General features: G+C 71.6%; 13 protein-coding genes. 7 read left to right on the forward strand and 6 right to left on the reverse strand.

Annotated elements, in window-relative coordinates:
- The first annotated feature begins 17 nt into the window (after positions 1-17).
- Positions 18-1,562: a C40 family peptidase gene (locus AB0M35_RS06080; RefSeq protein WP_363742997.1), complete on the forward strand. Its 1,545-nt coding sequence runs from the start codon at positions 18-20 to the stop codon at positions 1,560-1,562.
- A 527-nt stretch (positions 1,563-2,089) separates the two neighbouring features.
- On the opposite strand, the gene AB0M35_RS06085 is transcribed toward AB0M35_RS06080, so the two are convergent.
- The gene (locus AB0M35_RS06085; RefSeq protein ID WP_363742146.1) at positions 2,090-2,434 is read right to left on the reverse strand and encodes a hypothetical protein; all 345 of its coding nucleotides are present in this window, start codon (positions 2,432-2,434) and stop codon (positions 2,090-2,092) included.
- Positions 2,435-3,006: 572 nt separating this feature from the next.
- Here AB0M35_RS06085 and AB0M35_RS06090 point away from each other — a divergent pair.
- The 3 genes from AB0M35_RS06090 (at position 3,007) to AB0M35_RS06100 (ending at position 6,053) form a co-directional block, all read left to right on the forward strand.
- A complete protein-coding gene (locus tag AB0M35_RS06090; RefSeq protein WP_363742148.1) occupies positions 3,007-3,174 on the forward strand; it encodes a hypothetical protein in 168 nt (55 codons plus the stop codon).
- 201 nt (positions 3,175-3,375) lie between these two features.
- A complete protein-coding gene (locus AB0M35_RS06095) occupies positions 3,376-5,148 on the forward strand; it encodes a DEAD/DEAH box helicase (RefSeq protein ID WP_363742149.1) in 1,773 nt (590 codons plus the stop codon).
- A gap of 275 nt (positions 5,149-5,423) precedes the next feature.
- The gene (locus AB0M35_RS06100; RefSeq protein WP_363742151.1) at positions 5,424-6,053 is read left to right on the forward strand and encodes a putative glycolipid-binding domain-containing protein; all 630 of its coding nucleotides are present in this window, start codon (positions 5,424-5,426) and stop codon (positions 6,051-6,053) included.
- 99 nt (positions 6,054-6,152) lie between these two features.
- Here AB0M35_RS06100 and AB0M35_RS06105 read toward each other — a convergent pair whose 3' ends face one another.
- Both AB0M35_RS06105 and AB0M35_RS06110 read right to left on the reverse strand, forming a co-directional pair.
- Positions 6,153-7,244 carry a PLP-dependent cysteine synthase family protein gene (locus AB0M35_RS06105; RefSeq protein ID WP_363742153.1) on the reverse strand — a complete coding sequence of 364 codons (1,092 nt, stop codon included), beginning with the start codon at positions 7,242-7,244 and terminating at the stop codon, positions 6,153-6,155.
- 37 nt (positions 7,245-7,281) lie between these two features.
- Entirely contained in the window at positions 7,282-7,740 is a 459-nt protein-coding gene (locus AB0M35_RS06110; RefSeq protein ID WP_363742155.1) for an Lrp/AsnC family transcriptional regulator, read from the reverse strand.
- Positions 7,741-8,008: 268 nt separating this feature from the next.
- On the opposite strand from AB0M35_RS06110, the gene AB0M35_RS06115 reads away from it, so the two are divergent.
- Positions 8,009-8,275, forward strand: a complete 267-nt coding sequence (locus tag AB0M35_RS06115) for a BldC family transcriptional regulator (RefSeq protein ID WP_363742157.1) — start codon at positions 8,009-8,011, stop codon at positions 8,273-8,275.
- Positions 8,276-8,304: 29 nt separating this feature from the next.
- Here the strand turns inward: AB0M35_RS06115 and AB0M35_RS06120 are convergent, their stop codons facing one another.
- A complete protein-coding gene (locus AB0M35_RS06120) occupies positions 8,305-8,934 on the reverse strand; it encodes a UbiX family flavin prenyltransferase (protein ID WP_363742158.1) in 630 nt (209 codons plus the stop codon).
- Between the two features lie 193 nt (positions 8,935-9,127).
- Between AB0M35_RS06120 and AB0M35_RS06125 the strand changes: the two genes are divergently transcribed.
- Positions 9,128-10,159: a terpene synthase gene (locus tag AB0M35_RS06125; RefSeq protein WP_363742159.1), complete on the forward strand. Its 1,032-nt coding sequence runs from the start codon at positions 9,128-9,130 to the stop codon at positions 10,157-10,159.
- Positions 10,160-10,211: 52 nt separating this feature from the next.
- Here the strand turns inward: AB0M35_RS06125 and mqnP are convergent, their stop codons facing one another.
- Together mqnP and AB0M35_RS06135 are read right to left on the reverse strand one after the other, a co-directional pair.
- A complete protein-coding gene (gene mqnP, locus AB0M35_RS06130; protein ID WP_363742160.1) occupies positions 10,212-11,234 on the reverse strand; it encodes a menaquinone biosynthesis prenyltransferase MqnP in 1,023 nt (340 codons plus the stop codon).
- Positions 11,234-12,694: a menaquinone biosynthesis decarboxylase gene (locus tag AB0M35_RS06135; protein ID WP_363742161.1), complete on the reverse strand. Its 1,461-nt coding sequence runs from the start codon at positions 12,692-12,694 to the stop codon at positions 11,234-11,236. The genes mqnP and AB0M35_RS06135 overlap by 1 nt, the downstream gene beginning before the upstream one ends.
- 147 nt (positions 12,695-12,841) lie before the next feature.
- On the opposite strand from AB0M35_RS06135, the gene AB0M35_RS06140 reads away from it, so the two are divergent.
- Entirely contained in the window at positions 12,842-13,993 is a 1,152-nt protein-coding gene (locus tag AB0M35_RS06140; protein ID WP_363742162.1) for an FUSC family protein, read from the forward strand.
- Positions 13,994-14,015: the final 22 nt, after the last annotated feature.

The raw sequence follows: 14,015 nt of genomic DNA on the forward strand, positions 1-14,015 counted from the left end.
ACCGGACGAGGAGCGCAATGGTCGACAGCGGGCACGTGCGACGGCAGCGGCGACGAAATCCGGTGATCTCACCGGTACTACGTCCGATGCTCTGGTCCGCGCTGCTCAGCGCCGTCGCCAGCACGGTCCTCGCCGCACCGGCGTACGCCGAGCCAGGCGTGCCGGTCACCGTGCCCGACACCGGTTCCCGCCCGGTGGTCACCGGTCCGCTGCACCTGCCCGGCGGCGCGCCGGCGAACATCACGCCCGGCGTGCTTCCCCCGACCTTTTCGCCCGGCGGCAGCGCTCTTGAGCAGCAGATCAACGCCACCGAGGCCCGGATCGGTGAGCTGGGCACCCAACTGCTCGACCTGCAACAGCAGCTCACCGAGGCCGAGACTCAGTTGGCGAGCGCCGCGCGCGACCTGGAGTTCGCTCAGGCCGCACTCCAGCAGGCGCAGCAGCGAGCCGACCAGGCCGCCGCCCAGGCGATAAAGGTGGACGCGGCGCTGCCGGCCGCCGACTTCGCCGCCGACCTGCGCGACCTGGACCTGCTGCGGCGAGCCAATCGCGGCGAGCGGGCCGAGCACGCCACCGCACCGGCGGCCGGCGAACTGGCCCGTGCCCAGGCCGACGACCGGGTGGCCACGCAGGCGCACACGGCGGCCGAGTCCCGACTGCGCGGCGTCCAGGAGCAGCACACCGCCACCCAGAAGGCGCTGCGCGACGAAGAGGCCAAGCTGGTCAGACTGCGCGAGCAGAACGCCTCGCAACTGGTCGAGCTGGCCCGTCAGCAGGAACGCGCCGAGCAGCAGTTGGGCGCCGACTACCCGAACCAGTCGGCGGACGGGCTGGTCGCGCATCCCACCGCGCTGGCCGCCCTCGCGTACGCACGCCGGCAACTCGGCGACCCGTACGTCTGGGGGGCCACCGGTCCGAACTCGTTCGACTGCTCGGGTCTGGTCTGGTCGGCGTACCGGTCGGCGGGCTACTACAAGCTGCCCCGGGTCGCCCGCGACCAGTACTACGCGACCAGGTCGCGCACCGTGTCCCGCTCCGCCCTCCTCCCCGGCGACCTGGTCTTCTTCGCCTCGGGCAGCAGTTGGCGCACCATCCACCACATGGGGATGTACGTCGGCAACGGCAAGATGATCCATGCGCCGACCAGCGGTGACGTGGTGAAGATCTCGACGGTGCGCTGGTCCCGGCTCTACGCCGCGACGCGGGTGGTCGGCGCGGTGCCGGCTCCGGCGGTCACCCCCACCCCGTCGCAACCGCCGACGCCGAAGCCCACACCGAAGCCGACGCCGACCACGCCCCGGCCGACGCCGACGCCGACGCCGACGCCGACGACCACACCGCGGCCGACACCGACGCCCACACCCTCGACGACGCCGACCCCCACACCCACCCCGTCGGACAGCACGTCGCCCTCGACCACGCCATCGGGCACCACACCACCACCGAGCCCGTCGGTGACGACCGGCGCCGGTGAGAGCGACACCAGCCCGACCACGGCGGCAAGCAGCCTTGCTCCGGAGGAGAGCGTGTCGGCCACGCCCTCAGCGGTCGGCAACCACTGAATCGGCTGAGTCCCGCCCCACCGATCGACAACCGGCCGGCACCGTACGGCCTCACTCGGAACACTGTGGGCACTCCGGCTGTGCCGTACCGTCGGAATGTGGCACGGTGTCACTCAGGCACTCCCGGTCGCGTTGCGGATCCGGGTGCGAGCGTGGCGCGGAGGCAAGGATGAGCGAGCACGAGGTTCCGGCGGCGGCCGACCCTGGATCGGCTCCCGCCGCCTCCGCCACCGAGCCGACCTCGGGCGCTGCCACGCCGAACACCGCAACCGCGCCGGCCACCTCGGCCGGTCAGCCTGCGGTGGGACGGGCGGGTGTCCCCCGGGTGACCGGACTAACCGGTAAGGAACCTGTCGCGACCGCCGCACCAGGCGCGACCGGACTCGCGGCGCCGGCCGGCGCGACCGGAGCGGGGGGATCGGTGCGGGCCAGCGTCCGGGTGCCGGGGATGAGCCGGGTGAGCGTCGACGAGGCGCACGCCGCCGGAAGCGGCGGCAGGGCCTCCGGGGTGTACCGGTCGACGCCGGTCAACCCCGAGCCACCGGAACCGGCCCAACCACCGGAACCGGCCCAGCCGCCGACGCCACCGACGCCCGCGCCGGAGCCCGCGCCACGACCGCCGGCACCGGCCCCGCCAGCACCGGCTCCACCGGGACCGCCCGTACCGGTGCCACCCGTACCGACACCGCCCACACCCGTACCCGCACCGCCCGTACCGGCACCGGGACCGCCCGTGCCGTATCCGCCGGGGCCGGTGCCCGCGCCGCCTCCCGCGCCCCGGCCCTCGCCGCCGCTGCCGGGGCCGCCGACACCACCGCCGGGCCCACCCGTGCCGGCACCACCGCCTCCGCCGGGCCCGATGCCCGCGCCACCGTTCCCGCCCCCACCCGCAAGCAGCGTGGCCCCGCCGTCAGGATCAGGCCCGCTGCCAACCGGGCGGGTCGCCGGACCGACACCGGGTACGTCGAGCCGGGCCGGCGGGACACCAGTCGCCGAACCCGGCGGCGCGCCGGTCGTACCGGCTCCTGCGCTGCCGGTCTGGCCACCACCGGTCAGTCCCACTGGACGCCGGGACGAGCTTGCCGCCAACTCGTCGGGAGCGGCACCCCGGCAGTCGACCCGGCCGGGTCTGCTTCCGGCCTCGGCTCCCGCTACGGCTGCAGGGTCGATCGCGGCCGGAGCCGGTGCGAACCCACCGGCGCCCCCGACCGCATTCGGGCCGAAGGCCGAACCGGGTCACTGGCGAGCCACCCCAGTCGCAGGTTCGGCTTCTGTCCCAGGATCGGCCTCGGTCGCGGGGGGGCCGGCCGCCGGGTCCTCGGCCGCCGGCGCCGAGCAGACCACGCCGCGTACCGGTGGTTCCGATCTGAGCGCCTACTACGCCGGTGGTACGGGCTCCCCCACGGTCGCCTTCCCCTCCGGGGAGCCGGAGAACTCGGGGTCGTTGACCGGGCACATTCTGGCTCAGGGCTGGGCGGACAGCGCCACCGAACGCTCCAGCAGCACCACCCGAGTGGTGATCGTGATGGCGGTCGCCCTGGTGCTGCTCGTGGTGATCAGTGTGCTGGTCGTACTGGTCGCGAACAATGCGCTCGGCAGCCTGATGGAGTGACGACGATCGGTGAATCGGCGGGTGAGTCCGCCCACTACCCCCTGCCGAGGCGGGTGGTGGTACGCCGCTCGCCGTACACTTGTGGGTGATCACTGACCCGGCGCGCTACCGTGCGCGCCTCTGGGCGTTCTTGCCGAAGATCCGGCGGCGTCGTGCCGCAGCGGGACATCGCAAATGTGCGCCCCGCTCGAAAGGCTTTTCTTGACCACCTCCGCTGTCCCCGGCACGCCCCTGTCCGCCCCCGACGTCGCCCCTGCTCCGCAGCCGGCCGGCACCGCCCCCTCCGACGATTCGATCAGCTTCGAGGCGCTGGGCCTGCCCGAGCCACTGGTCCGGGTACTCGCCCGGCAGGGCATCACCACCCCGTTCGAGATCCAGCGCGCCACCGTGCCCGACGCCCTCGCCGGACGGGACGTGCTCGGCCGGGGGCAGACCGGATCCGGCAAGACTCTCGCCTTCGGGCTGCCACTGCTGGCCCGGGTCGCCGAAGGGGGCCGGGCCCGGCCGTCGCGCCCACGGGCTCTCGTCCTGGTGCCCACCCGGGAGTTGGCCATGCAGGTCAACGACGCCCTACTCCCGCTGGGCCGAGCGGTCGGCGTGTTCCTCAAGACCGCCGTGGGCGGGGTGCCCTACGACCGCCAGATCGACGCGCTGCGGCGCGGCGTGGAGGTCGTGGTGGCCACGCCCGGCCGGCTCGCCGACCTGATCGATCGCGGCGTCTGCAACCTCGACGATGTCGAGATCACCGTGCTCGACGAGGCCGACCAGATGGCTGACATGGGCTTCCTGCCCGAGGTCACCGAACTGCTGTCGAAGACTCCGGCACACGCGCAGCGTCTGCTCTTCTCGGCCACTCTGGACACCGATGTGGACGCGCTGGTGCAGCGCTTCATGACCGATCCGGTCACCCACTCCACCGCCCCGCCGACCGCAGCGGTGTCCACCATGGATCACCACCTGCTGCTCATCCCGCCGAGCGACAAGTTCCCGGTGACCGCGTCGATCGCGGCGCGCGCCGGCCGGACCATCGTCTTCGCCCGTACCCAACTCGGTGTGGACCGGCTCGTCAACCAACTCGCGGCGGTCGGCGTCCGGGCCGGCGGGCTGCACGGCGGCAAGACCCAGCGGATGCGTACCCGCACCCTGGCCGAGTTCCGCGAAGGACGGACCAACGTCCTGGTCGCCACCGACGTGGCGGCCCGGGGCATCCACGTCGACGGGGTCTCCCTGGTGCTGCACGTCGACCCGCCGAAGGACCCGAAGGACTACCTGCATCGCGCGGGCCGCACCGCCCGTGCCGGGGAGGCCGGCGCGGTGGCGACCCTGGTGCTGCCCAAGCAGCGACGCACCACGCTGGCGATGCTGGAGAAGGCCGGGGTGCAGCCGGCAGAGACGCGGGTACGCGTCGGCGACCCCGCGCTGAACGAGCTGACCGGCGCGCGGGAGCCGAGTGGTGTGCCCGTACGCGACGAGCCGGAGGGGCCACGGCGGAGCAGCCGGCCGGGCGGCCCTCGCCGCTTCGACGGGCCCACCACCGACCGCCGCTACCGCGACCGGCCCACCACCGACCGCCGCTACGGCGACGACAGCCGAGGTGCGGGCCGCTACGGTGCCGACAGTCGACGCGAGCGCAGCTACGGTGACCAGGGACGCAGCGGGCGCAGCTACGGCGACCCGAGCCGAGGCGACCGCAGCTACGGCGACGACTCCCGTGGTGCGGGCCGCTACGGTGCTGAGAGCCGGGGTGGAGGCAGCCACGGGGCTGACAGCCGAGGCGACCGCAGCTACGGCGACCCGAGCCGCAGCGAGCGCAGCTACGGCGGTCACGGACGGGGCGAGCGCCGGTTCGGTGAGCCGGTACGTGGCGAGCGCCGGTACGGCGACCGGCCGCGCTCGGACGGTCGAGGCCCGCAGGACCGGCCGCGGGAGGACTGGCGCGGGCCGGGTGGGCGCCCCCGGGCGCGTACCCACTGACCGACGCTGCGCTGACGCAACGAAGATCACGCTCGAACTGGGATCGAGTGGTCTCTCGGTCATCCCGAAGCCACTCGATCCCGGATCGAGCACGATCAAGCCACCGACACACGCGATCGAGCAGCCCGAGCACGATTAAGCCGGCCCGACACACACGATCAAGCCAGCCGACACACCTGATCAAGTCAGCCCGATCAGGCAGGTGTGGAGCGGGTGACTGGTGTTCGGAGCAAAGGCGCTGCCGCCCCTGGGCCGGGTGGCGTAACGTCCGATTCATGCCGACCATTTCGAAGTCGCTGCTGTGGACCCGGATCGACACCGCCGGTGCCGAACATGCCCTCGCTGATGACAGTCACGGACTGGCGGCACATGGCACGCAACTGGCCGCCGACCCGATTCCCTACACCTGCCGCTACCAGCTGCTGACCGACCCGCAGTGGGCGAGCGTCCGGGTCGAGGTCGAGGTCGAGGGAGCGGGGTGGCGGCGCAGCGTACGCCTGGAACGGGCCGCTGATCGATGGCGGGTGACCGCCGCCGAGCAGGGTGACCTGGACGCGGCCCTCGCCGCCGCCGGGCATGCGCCGGCCGGGCTGCCCGGCGTCGAGGATCCGGATCGGTTGGCCGACGCTCTCGACGTGGACCTGGGCGGCTCGCCGCTGTTCAACACGCTGCCGGTACGCCGGCTCCGGCTCGCTGACCAGCCTGCCGACACCAGCTATCCGATCAGCGTCGTGTGGGTGCTGGTGCCGAGCCTCACGGTGCTGCCCGCCGAGCAGGTCTACACCGGGCTGGGCCCGACCCGATTCCGGTACGCCAGCGGCGGCTTCAGCGCCGACATCGAGATGGACGCCGACGGCTTCGTCCGGCATTACCCGGGCCTGGCGCAGCTCTCCACGACCCGCTGACGACTTACCGCGCCCGACCCCGTCGGGCAGCCGGAGCGAAAGCTCGACCCCTCGCCAGCCCGAGCGAAAGCTAGGCCGAGCGGAAGCTAGGAGCGGTAGTTAGGCCGGCCAACTGCCGTCGGTCAGGAAACGTTTGATCGTGGCCAGGTGCGGGGCCAGGTCCAGGCCCTGCGCCGCCACCCACTCGTCGGCGTAGTACGTGTCGGCGTACCGGTCGCCCGCGTCGCAGATCAGGGTGACCACCGAGCCGGTCTGACCGGCGGCCAGCAGTTCGGCGATCAGTCCGAAGGCGCCCCACAGGTTGGTGCCGGTCGAGCCACCCACCCGTCGGCCCAGCACCGCCGAACCGGAGCGCATGGCGGCCAGCGAGGCGGCGTCCGGTACCCGCACCATCCGGTCCACCACCGAGGGCAGGAACGACGCTTCGACGGTGGGGCGGCCGATTCCCTCGATCCGGGAGCCCCGCCCGGTGCCCACCGACCAGTCCGCCGCCTGCCAGGCGGGGTAGAACGCCGAGTTCTCCGGGTCGACCACACAGAGCTTGGTGGGCAGCCGCCGGTAGCGGGCGTACCGTCCGATGGTGGCGCTGGTGCCGCCGGTGCCGGCACCGACCACCACCCATGCCGGTACGGGATGACGTTCCAGGGCCAGCTGTGCGTAGATCGACTCGGCGATGTTGTTGTTGCCCCGCCAGTCGGTGGCCCGCTCGGCGTAGGTGAACTGGTCCATGTAGTGCCCGCCGGAGTCCTCGGCCAGCCAGCGCGCCTCGATGACCACCTTCGCCGGATCCTCGACCAGATGGCACCGGCCGCCCTGGAACTCGATCTGCGCGATCTTCTCCGGCGAGGTGGAGGCGGGCATCACCGCGATGAAAGGCAGGTCCAGCATCCGGGCGAAGTACGCCTCGGAGACGGCCGTGGAGCCGGACGACGCCTCCACGATGGTGGTGTCCGGCCCGATCCAGCCGTTGCAGAGCCCGTAGAGGAACAGCGAGCGGGCCAGGCGGTGCTTCAGCGATCCGGTCGGGTGGACCGACTCGTCCTTCAGATAGAGGTCGATGCCCCAGCGCCGAGGCAGCGGAAACGGCAGCAGGTGGGTGTCGGCGGACCGGTTCGCGTCGGCCTCGACGGCGGCGATCGCCTCGGTCACCCACCGCCGGCTCGCCTCGTCACACCGGTCGAGATGAGTCACGGTCGGAACCTAGCAAGCGGAACTGGGAGCCGGGCGTTCAGGATGAGGACGACCCGACCGGCTGCGGGCGGTTCTCCCACTTTGTCGACAGCGCGATGCTGGTACGGGTCGAGGCCACGCCGGGCGTACGGTTCAGCCGCACGATCAACTGCTCCAGTTCGGCGATGGTGCTCACCCGGGCTTTGAGCAGGAAGGACTCGACGCCGGCCATGAAGTAGCAGGACTCGATCTCGGGCATGGCGCGAAACGCCTCCAGCACGTCGTCGGTGTCCGCGCCGGAGTCCTCGACGATGCTGATCAGAGCGGTCACGGCCAGCCCGATGGTTTCCGGCTCGACCTCGGCCCGGTAGGCCCGGATCACCCCGCCGGACTCCAGCTTGCCGACACGTTCGTGCACGGCTGGAGCGGAGAGGCCGACCTGGCGGGCGAGTTCGGCGTACGACAGGCGGGCGTTGCCGCGAAGCAGGTCCACGAGGGCGAGGTCGATGGCGTCCACGGACTGTAGACCCTAGTCGCCGCCGCGTGACACCAGGACGCCGGCACCCGTTGAGTATTACCGAGCGTTACAGTTCGCATACCAAGGGTCCAAAGGGCGGGGCGCCGGTACCATTACTAACTTCCCACTCAGTGCATTTTTCGCGTTTGGCGGACACGCCAGGTCGCTGGTGCTGTAATTGCCATACGTCCCTCATGACGGCTCTGGGCTCGCACCGGCCGGGGGCAGTGTGTTCAGCCGGGGGCTTCGTCGACGCGAGGAGGGGGCTGTGGACACTGGAGATCGCCTGCTGACACCGGGTGAGGTCGCCGCGCTGTTTCGGGTTGACCCGAAGACCGTGACGCGCTGGGCGGCGGCGGGCCGGATCGGCAGCATCCGGACTCCAGGAGGGCATCGCCGGTTTCGGGAATCCGAGGTGCGGGCCCTGCTTGAAGGGGAGGGCATGCTGGAAGAGGCGGACGAGATGGGCAGAGCGCGCAATACGGGCCCGACCGCCACGACCGGACCGGGCCCGGCCAACGCCGGCATGTACTGAATGTTGCGGATCGAACGCGGACCGGCTCGTCAGGTCCGGTCCGCGTTCAACTTTCCGGCCCACCGGCGAAACAGGGTGTGCGGCACGCCAAGAACGTCGAGCACCTTGCCCGCCACGAAATCCACCAGCTGCGCCGCCGAAGCGGCGGCTCCCGCGCCGTAGAAGCCGGGACTGGCCGGCAGCACCACCGCGCCGGCATCGTGCAACGCGATCAGGTGTTCCAGGTGGCTACGGGTCACCGGTGTCTCGCGCGGCACCACGACCACCTGCCGGCGCTCCTTGAGGTTGACCTCGGCGGCCCGCTGCAACAGATCCTTGGACAGCCCGATCGCGATGCCGGCACAGGCCGCCGTGCTCGCCGGCACCACGGCCATCCCACGCACCGGATAGGAACCGCTGCTGGGACCCGCCGCCAGGTCGCCGGCGGGCCAGTGCCGCACATCCGCGCCGTCGAGGTCACGGCCGAGCCAGGCAGACAAGTCCTCGGCCCAGTGCGCGTCGCGGAACGGACGCCCGGTCTCGTCGAGGACGGTCAGCCGGGCAGCCCGGGAGACGATCAGGTCCACCGGCTCTCCGGCATCGAGCAGCCCGCGTACGACCGCAGCCGCGTACGGCGTACCCGACGCCCCGGACACCCCGACCACCCATGGTTCACGCATGCCTCAAGCCTGCCTGGTCGCCACCCGCCGTCGGGCAGGCACCCCGAGACGGCTCCGCCCGATCTGCCGCAGACCGGCCCCTTGCAGCAGAGATGTCCGGCCGGAACGCGGCGACCGATCACGACCTGGCATGCTGCCCGAGGCCGAACGCGTGAGCAGGCGAACAGCGTGGGCGTGCGGGAGAGGATCCGGGATGGCCGACCACACCCTGCCGGCGCTACGCGCTGATGAGTACCTGCCGGCGCTACGCGATGCCTGTCCGGTTCCGCCCCGGCAGTCACCGTACGCCGACGACACGCAGCGGTGGCTGATCGGCTGGCTGCCGCAGACCGGGCTGCCGCTCGACGAGCCGGCCCGGCAGCGGCTGGCCGGTGCCGGCTTCGCCCACTACGCAGGCCGGCTCCACCCGGACGCAACCGAGGCCGATTTGCGCGTACTGTCGGCGTTGTTTACCTGGTTCTTCCTGGTCGACGACGCCTGCGACCGGCCCGGCCAGCTCGACGTGGCCGACATCCGCAGGCTGCGGGACGGCGCGGTGCTGCTGCTGCTGCGAGGGCATCCCCGGCAGCAGCACCCCGGGTTGCGTGGCCCACTGCGCCGGCTGCTGGTCAGCGCCTGGCAGGAGCCGCGCCGCCGGATGCCGGTCCGCTGGCGGCTGCGCTTCGCCGACGCGGTGGCCCGGCACCTCGACGGCACCTGGCAGGAGGCGGCGAACAAGTCCGGCGGCCACGCGCCCGGCGTCGCCGAGTATGTCGCGCTGCGCCGGGCCACCTCGGCGGCGGACGTGTCCTATCCACTGGCGGAATTCGTCACCGGGCGACCGCTGCCCGACGCCGTCTACCACCACCCGCTGCTGCACGACCTGCGCGACCTCGGCAACGACCTGCTCTCCTGGTACAACGACCTCGCCTCACTGACCCGGGACGCGGGCAGTTCGGGAGGGCACAACCTCGTCCTCGCGATGGCTGCCGAGCGCAGGGTGTCGACGGACGACGCAGTCGAGTTGGTGATGCGACGCTGGCACGAGTCGATGCGGCGGTTCGTCACCCTACGCGCGGCGGTTCCGTCGTTCGGTCCGGCGCTGGACGTGGCCGTTGCCGCCCATCTCGACGGGGTCGCCCGCGCCGTACGCGGCACCATCGACTGGACCCTGGAGAGCACCCGCTACGCGGGTAAGGAAGGGCCCCTTCTTAACGCCTCCGGTAGTAAAGGGGCCCCCTCTTAACATCGCGGCGCTGGCGCCGCGTTCGTTACCGGCGGCGTGTCCGAGAGTGGGGTCAGGGGCGCAGGCCCAGGCGGATCACCAGGTCGAGCAGGGCGAAGACGAACAGGGCGATGCCGACGAAACCGTTGGCGGTGAAGAACGCCCGGTTGACCCGGCTGAGGTCGGTCGGCTTGACCACCAGATGCTGGTAGCCGAAGGCGATCGCGGTCAGCGCCAGCCCGATCCACCAGAGCCAGCCGAAGCCGACCAGCGCACCGAACCAGCCGAACAGCACGAACGTCACCACGTGCGCCACGGTGGAGGCGTGCAGCGCGAACCGCAGCCCGTACCGGGCCGGCACGCTGTGCACCCCGATCTCCCGATCCACTTCGGCGTCCTGGCAGGCGTAGATCAGGTCGAAGCCACCGATCCACAGGCCGACGGCGGCGCCGAGCAGCCAGGCCGGGCCGGAGCCGGCGAAGGTGCCGGTCACCGCGAGCCAGGCGCCGACCGGGCCGACCATCTGGGCGATGCCCAGGATCGCGTGCGGCCAGTTGGTGAACCGTTTGCCGTACGGGTAGACGATCAGCGGCACCACCGCCAGCGGCGCCAGCACCAGGCAGAGCGGGTTGAGCAGGGCGGCGGCGGCCAGGAAGACCACCAGCGCCACGCCCGCGCCGGTCCAGGCCGTCCGCAGGCTCACCGCCCCGGTCACCAGCTCCCGATTGGCGGTACGCGGATTCCGCGCGTCGATCCGCCGATCCAGGATCCGGTTGGCGGCCATCGCGAACGTCCGCGCCCCCACCATCGCCACAGTGATCAGCGCCAGATCCCCCCACCGCACCCGCCCCCCGTTGACCGCCATCGCAGTCAACGCCGACAGATAAGCGAACGGCAACGCGAACACCGAGTGCTCAATCGCCACAAGCCGCAGGAACGCCTTCACCCGCCCCCGCGATCTTGCACTTTCCGTCGGGACAGAGCTGGGCGAAGCGGACGAATCAGCGACCGAAAGTGCAAGATCGCGGGGATCGGCGGCGTCGGGGGAGGAGGGGGAGGGGGAGGAGGGGGTAGCGGGGGAGGAGGGGGGCGCCATCAGATGCCGTACTCCTTCCAGCGCTTGTCGACCAGCGAGACCACCTCGGGGGTCATGGTCATTTCCTCGGGCCAGCCTCGGGTGTAGCCCTCGGTGGGGAGCTTGCGGGTGGCGTCGATGCCGGCCTTGCCTCCCCAGAACTGCTGGTACGAGGAGTGGTCGAGGTGGTCCACCGGACCCTCGGTGAGCAGCAGGTCCCGGGCGTAGTCGACGTTGCCGAAGGCGCGGAACGCGACCTCTCGGTAGTCGTGCACGTCGCAGTCCTCGTCCACGATCACGATCAGCTTGGTCAGCGACATCATGTGCGCGCCCCAGATCGCGTTCATCACCTTCTGCGCGTGCTTCGGGTAGCGCTTGCGGATCGACACGATCGCACAGTTGTGGAAGACCCCGGCGGCCGGCAGGTCGTAGTCGACGATGTCCGGGATGAGGAACCGCAGCAGCGGCGCGAAGATCCGCTCGGTGGCCTTGCCGAGGCCGTGGTCCTCCTGCGGCGGCTTCGAGGTGACGATCGAGTGGTACACCGGGTCACGCTGCATGGTCATCGCCTCGACGTGCAGCACCGGGAACGGCTCGACCGGGGTGTAGAAGCCGGTGTGGTCGCCGAACGGGCCCTCCGGCAGCCGCTCGCCCGGCTCCAGGTAGCCCTCCAGCACCACCTGGGCGTGCGCCGGCACCTGCAACGGCACGGTCAAGCAGTCCACCATCTCCACCCGCTCGCCGCGCAGGAACCCGGCGAACAGGTATTCGTCGATGTCGGCGGGGAGCGGCGCGCTCGACGAGTAGCTGACCACCGGGTCGCAGCCGATCGCGATGGCGACCGGCAGCCGCTGGCCGAGCCGCTCGGCGACGGCGTGGTGGGCGGTGGAGTTCTTGTGGATCTGCCAGTGCATGCCGAGGGTGTTGTGGCTGTGCTGCTGGAGCCGATACAACCCGAGGTTGCGCTTGCCGGTCTCCGGGTGCTTGGTGTGGGTCAGCCCGAAGTTGTGGAAGATCCCGCCGTCACCGGGCCACACCTGAAGTCCGGGCAGCCGGTTCAGGTCGACGTCGTCACCCCGGTAGACCACCTGCTGGCAGGGCGCGGTCTTGACCTTCTTGGGCGGCATCGACTTGAGCTGCATCACCTTGCCCAGGCCACCCATCATGCCGGAGAAGCCCATCGGCAGTTCCGGCTTGAGCATCTCGCCGATCCGGTTGCCGATCTCGTCGAGTGACTCGACGCCGAGCGCCATCGCGGTCCGCTTCTCGGTGCCGAACAGGTTGATCGCCACCGGCATGTCGCCCCGGGTCGGCCGCTCGAACAGCAGCGCCGGCCCATCGGCGCGGACCGTACGGGTCACCACCTCGCTGATCTCCAGTGTCGGATCGACCGGTACGCCGACCCGGCGCAGTTCACCGGCGCGCTCCAGCGCCGCCAGGAAATCCTTGAGATCGGTGTACGGGAACCCACGAGCAGCCATGTCAGCAAGTCTCCCCCACCGTGTTGCCGTTCCGGCCGCCCGGGTCAGGTGGTGTGGGCGGCATGGTGTGCGTTCCACCACAGCCTGCGCCAAAACCGGGCGACAGCGACGGAACCCCCGGTCACCTCGTTGAACGGCGTGTCCCGGGTGACGAACTGGTTCCGGACCGCCGGAAGCCGACTGCGTGACAGCTGGCTGCTCGTGGTCGAGGTGACCCTGGCCACCACCGCCTCCTGGTTCGTCGCCAGTCGCCTGCTCGGCGGCCCGCACGGTAGCGGTGACCCCTCGGCGTTCTACGCACCGGCCGCCGCGCTGATCGTCCTGTCGCAGGCCCGGGGCGTACGGCTGCGCCGGGCCCTGCGGGTCCTGGCCGGTATCGCCGTCGGCGTGATCCTCGGTGAGGTCGTCGTCTGGATGTTCGGCGCCCGCTCCACCGCCGCCATCTTCGTGGTCATCCTCGCCTCGGCCGGGATAACGGTCGCCGCCGGTTCTCCCGGCGTCGTCCGCAACCAGTTGACCACGTCCGCACTCTTCCTGGTCGCCGTGGTGCCGCCGGGCGGGGAGCTGGAGCCGACCCGCCTCTACGACGCGCTGATCGGCGGCTCGATCGCGTTGCTGATCAGCCAGATCGTCGGCGCGCAGTCGCCGCTCGGGCCGCTGGAAACCGAAGGGCGGCGGACGTTCGCGGAGCTGTCCGGCGTGCTGGACGACATCTGTCAGGCGGTGCAGCGGCACGACGAGCAGGCGGCCGTCAACGCGTTCGGGCGGGCTCAGCAACTGGACTCGCGTACCGCAGCGCTGCGCCGGGCAGTGTCGGTCGCCGACGAGAACCTGCGCCTGGCAGTCTGGGAACGGCGCAGCCGGTCCCGTGTCGATGCCGCCCGGAGCGCCGCCGGCCAGGTCGACTACGCCGTCCGCAACACCCGTACGCTGGCGCGCTCGGCGTTGGTGCTGGCCCGGCTGCCGCACCCGTCGCCACCGCAGCTCGTCGCCGCGCTGGCCGGGCTGAACCGCCTGGCCGGCTGCGCCGCCGCGGTGCTCGCCGCCGTCGTCGCCGGCGCGGGCGACACGGCCGACCGGCACGTCGAGCAGGCGGTTGCGGTGGCGCTCGACACCGTCCGGGCGATGACCCCGTTGGTCCGGCACGAGCAGCCCCTGCCGGTCAGCACGGTCGTCGGCCACATCCGGATGGTGGTCGTCGACCTGCTAGGCAGCGCCGGGGCGGACAAGCCGGAGGTGCTGGACGCGATCGACGCCGCACTCGACCTGCCCAGCGGCCGAGCAGACCACGAGAACTGACACCGGTTGCGCCGGGACGGCG

The sequence above is a fragment of the Micromonospora sp. NPDC051196 genome (assembly GCF_040682415.1).
In the GTDB taxonomy this organism is placed as follows: Bacteria; Actinomycetota; Actinomycetes; order Mycobacteriales; family Micromonosporaceae; genus Micromonospora.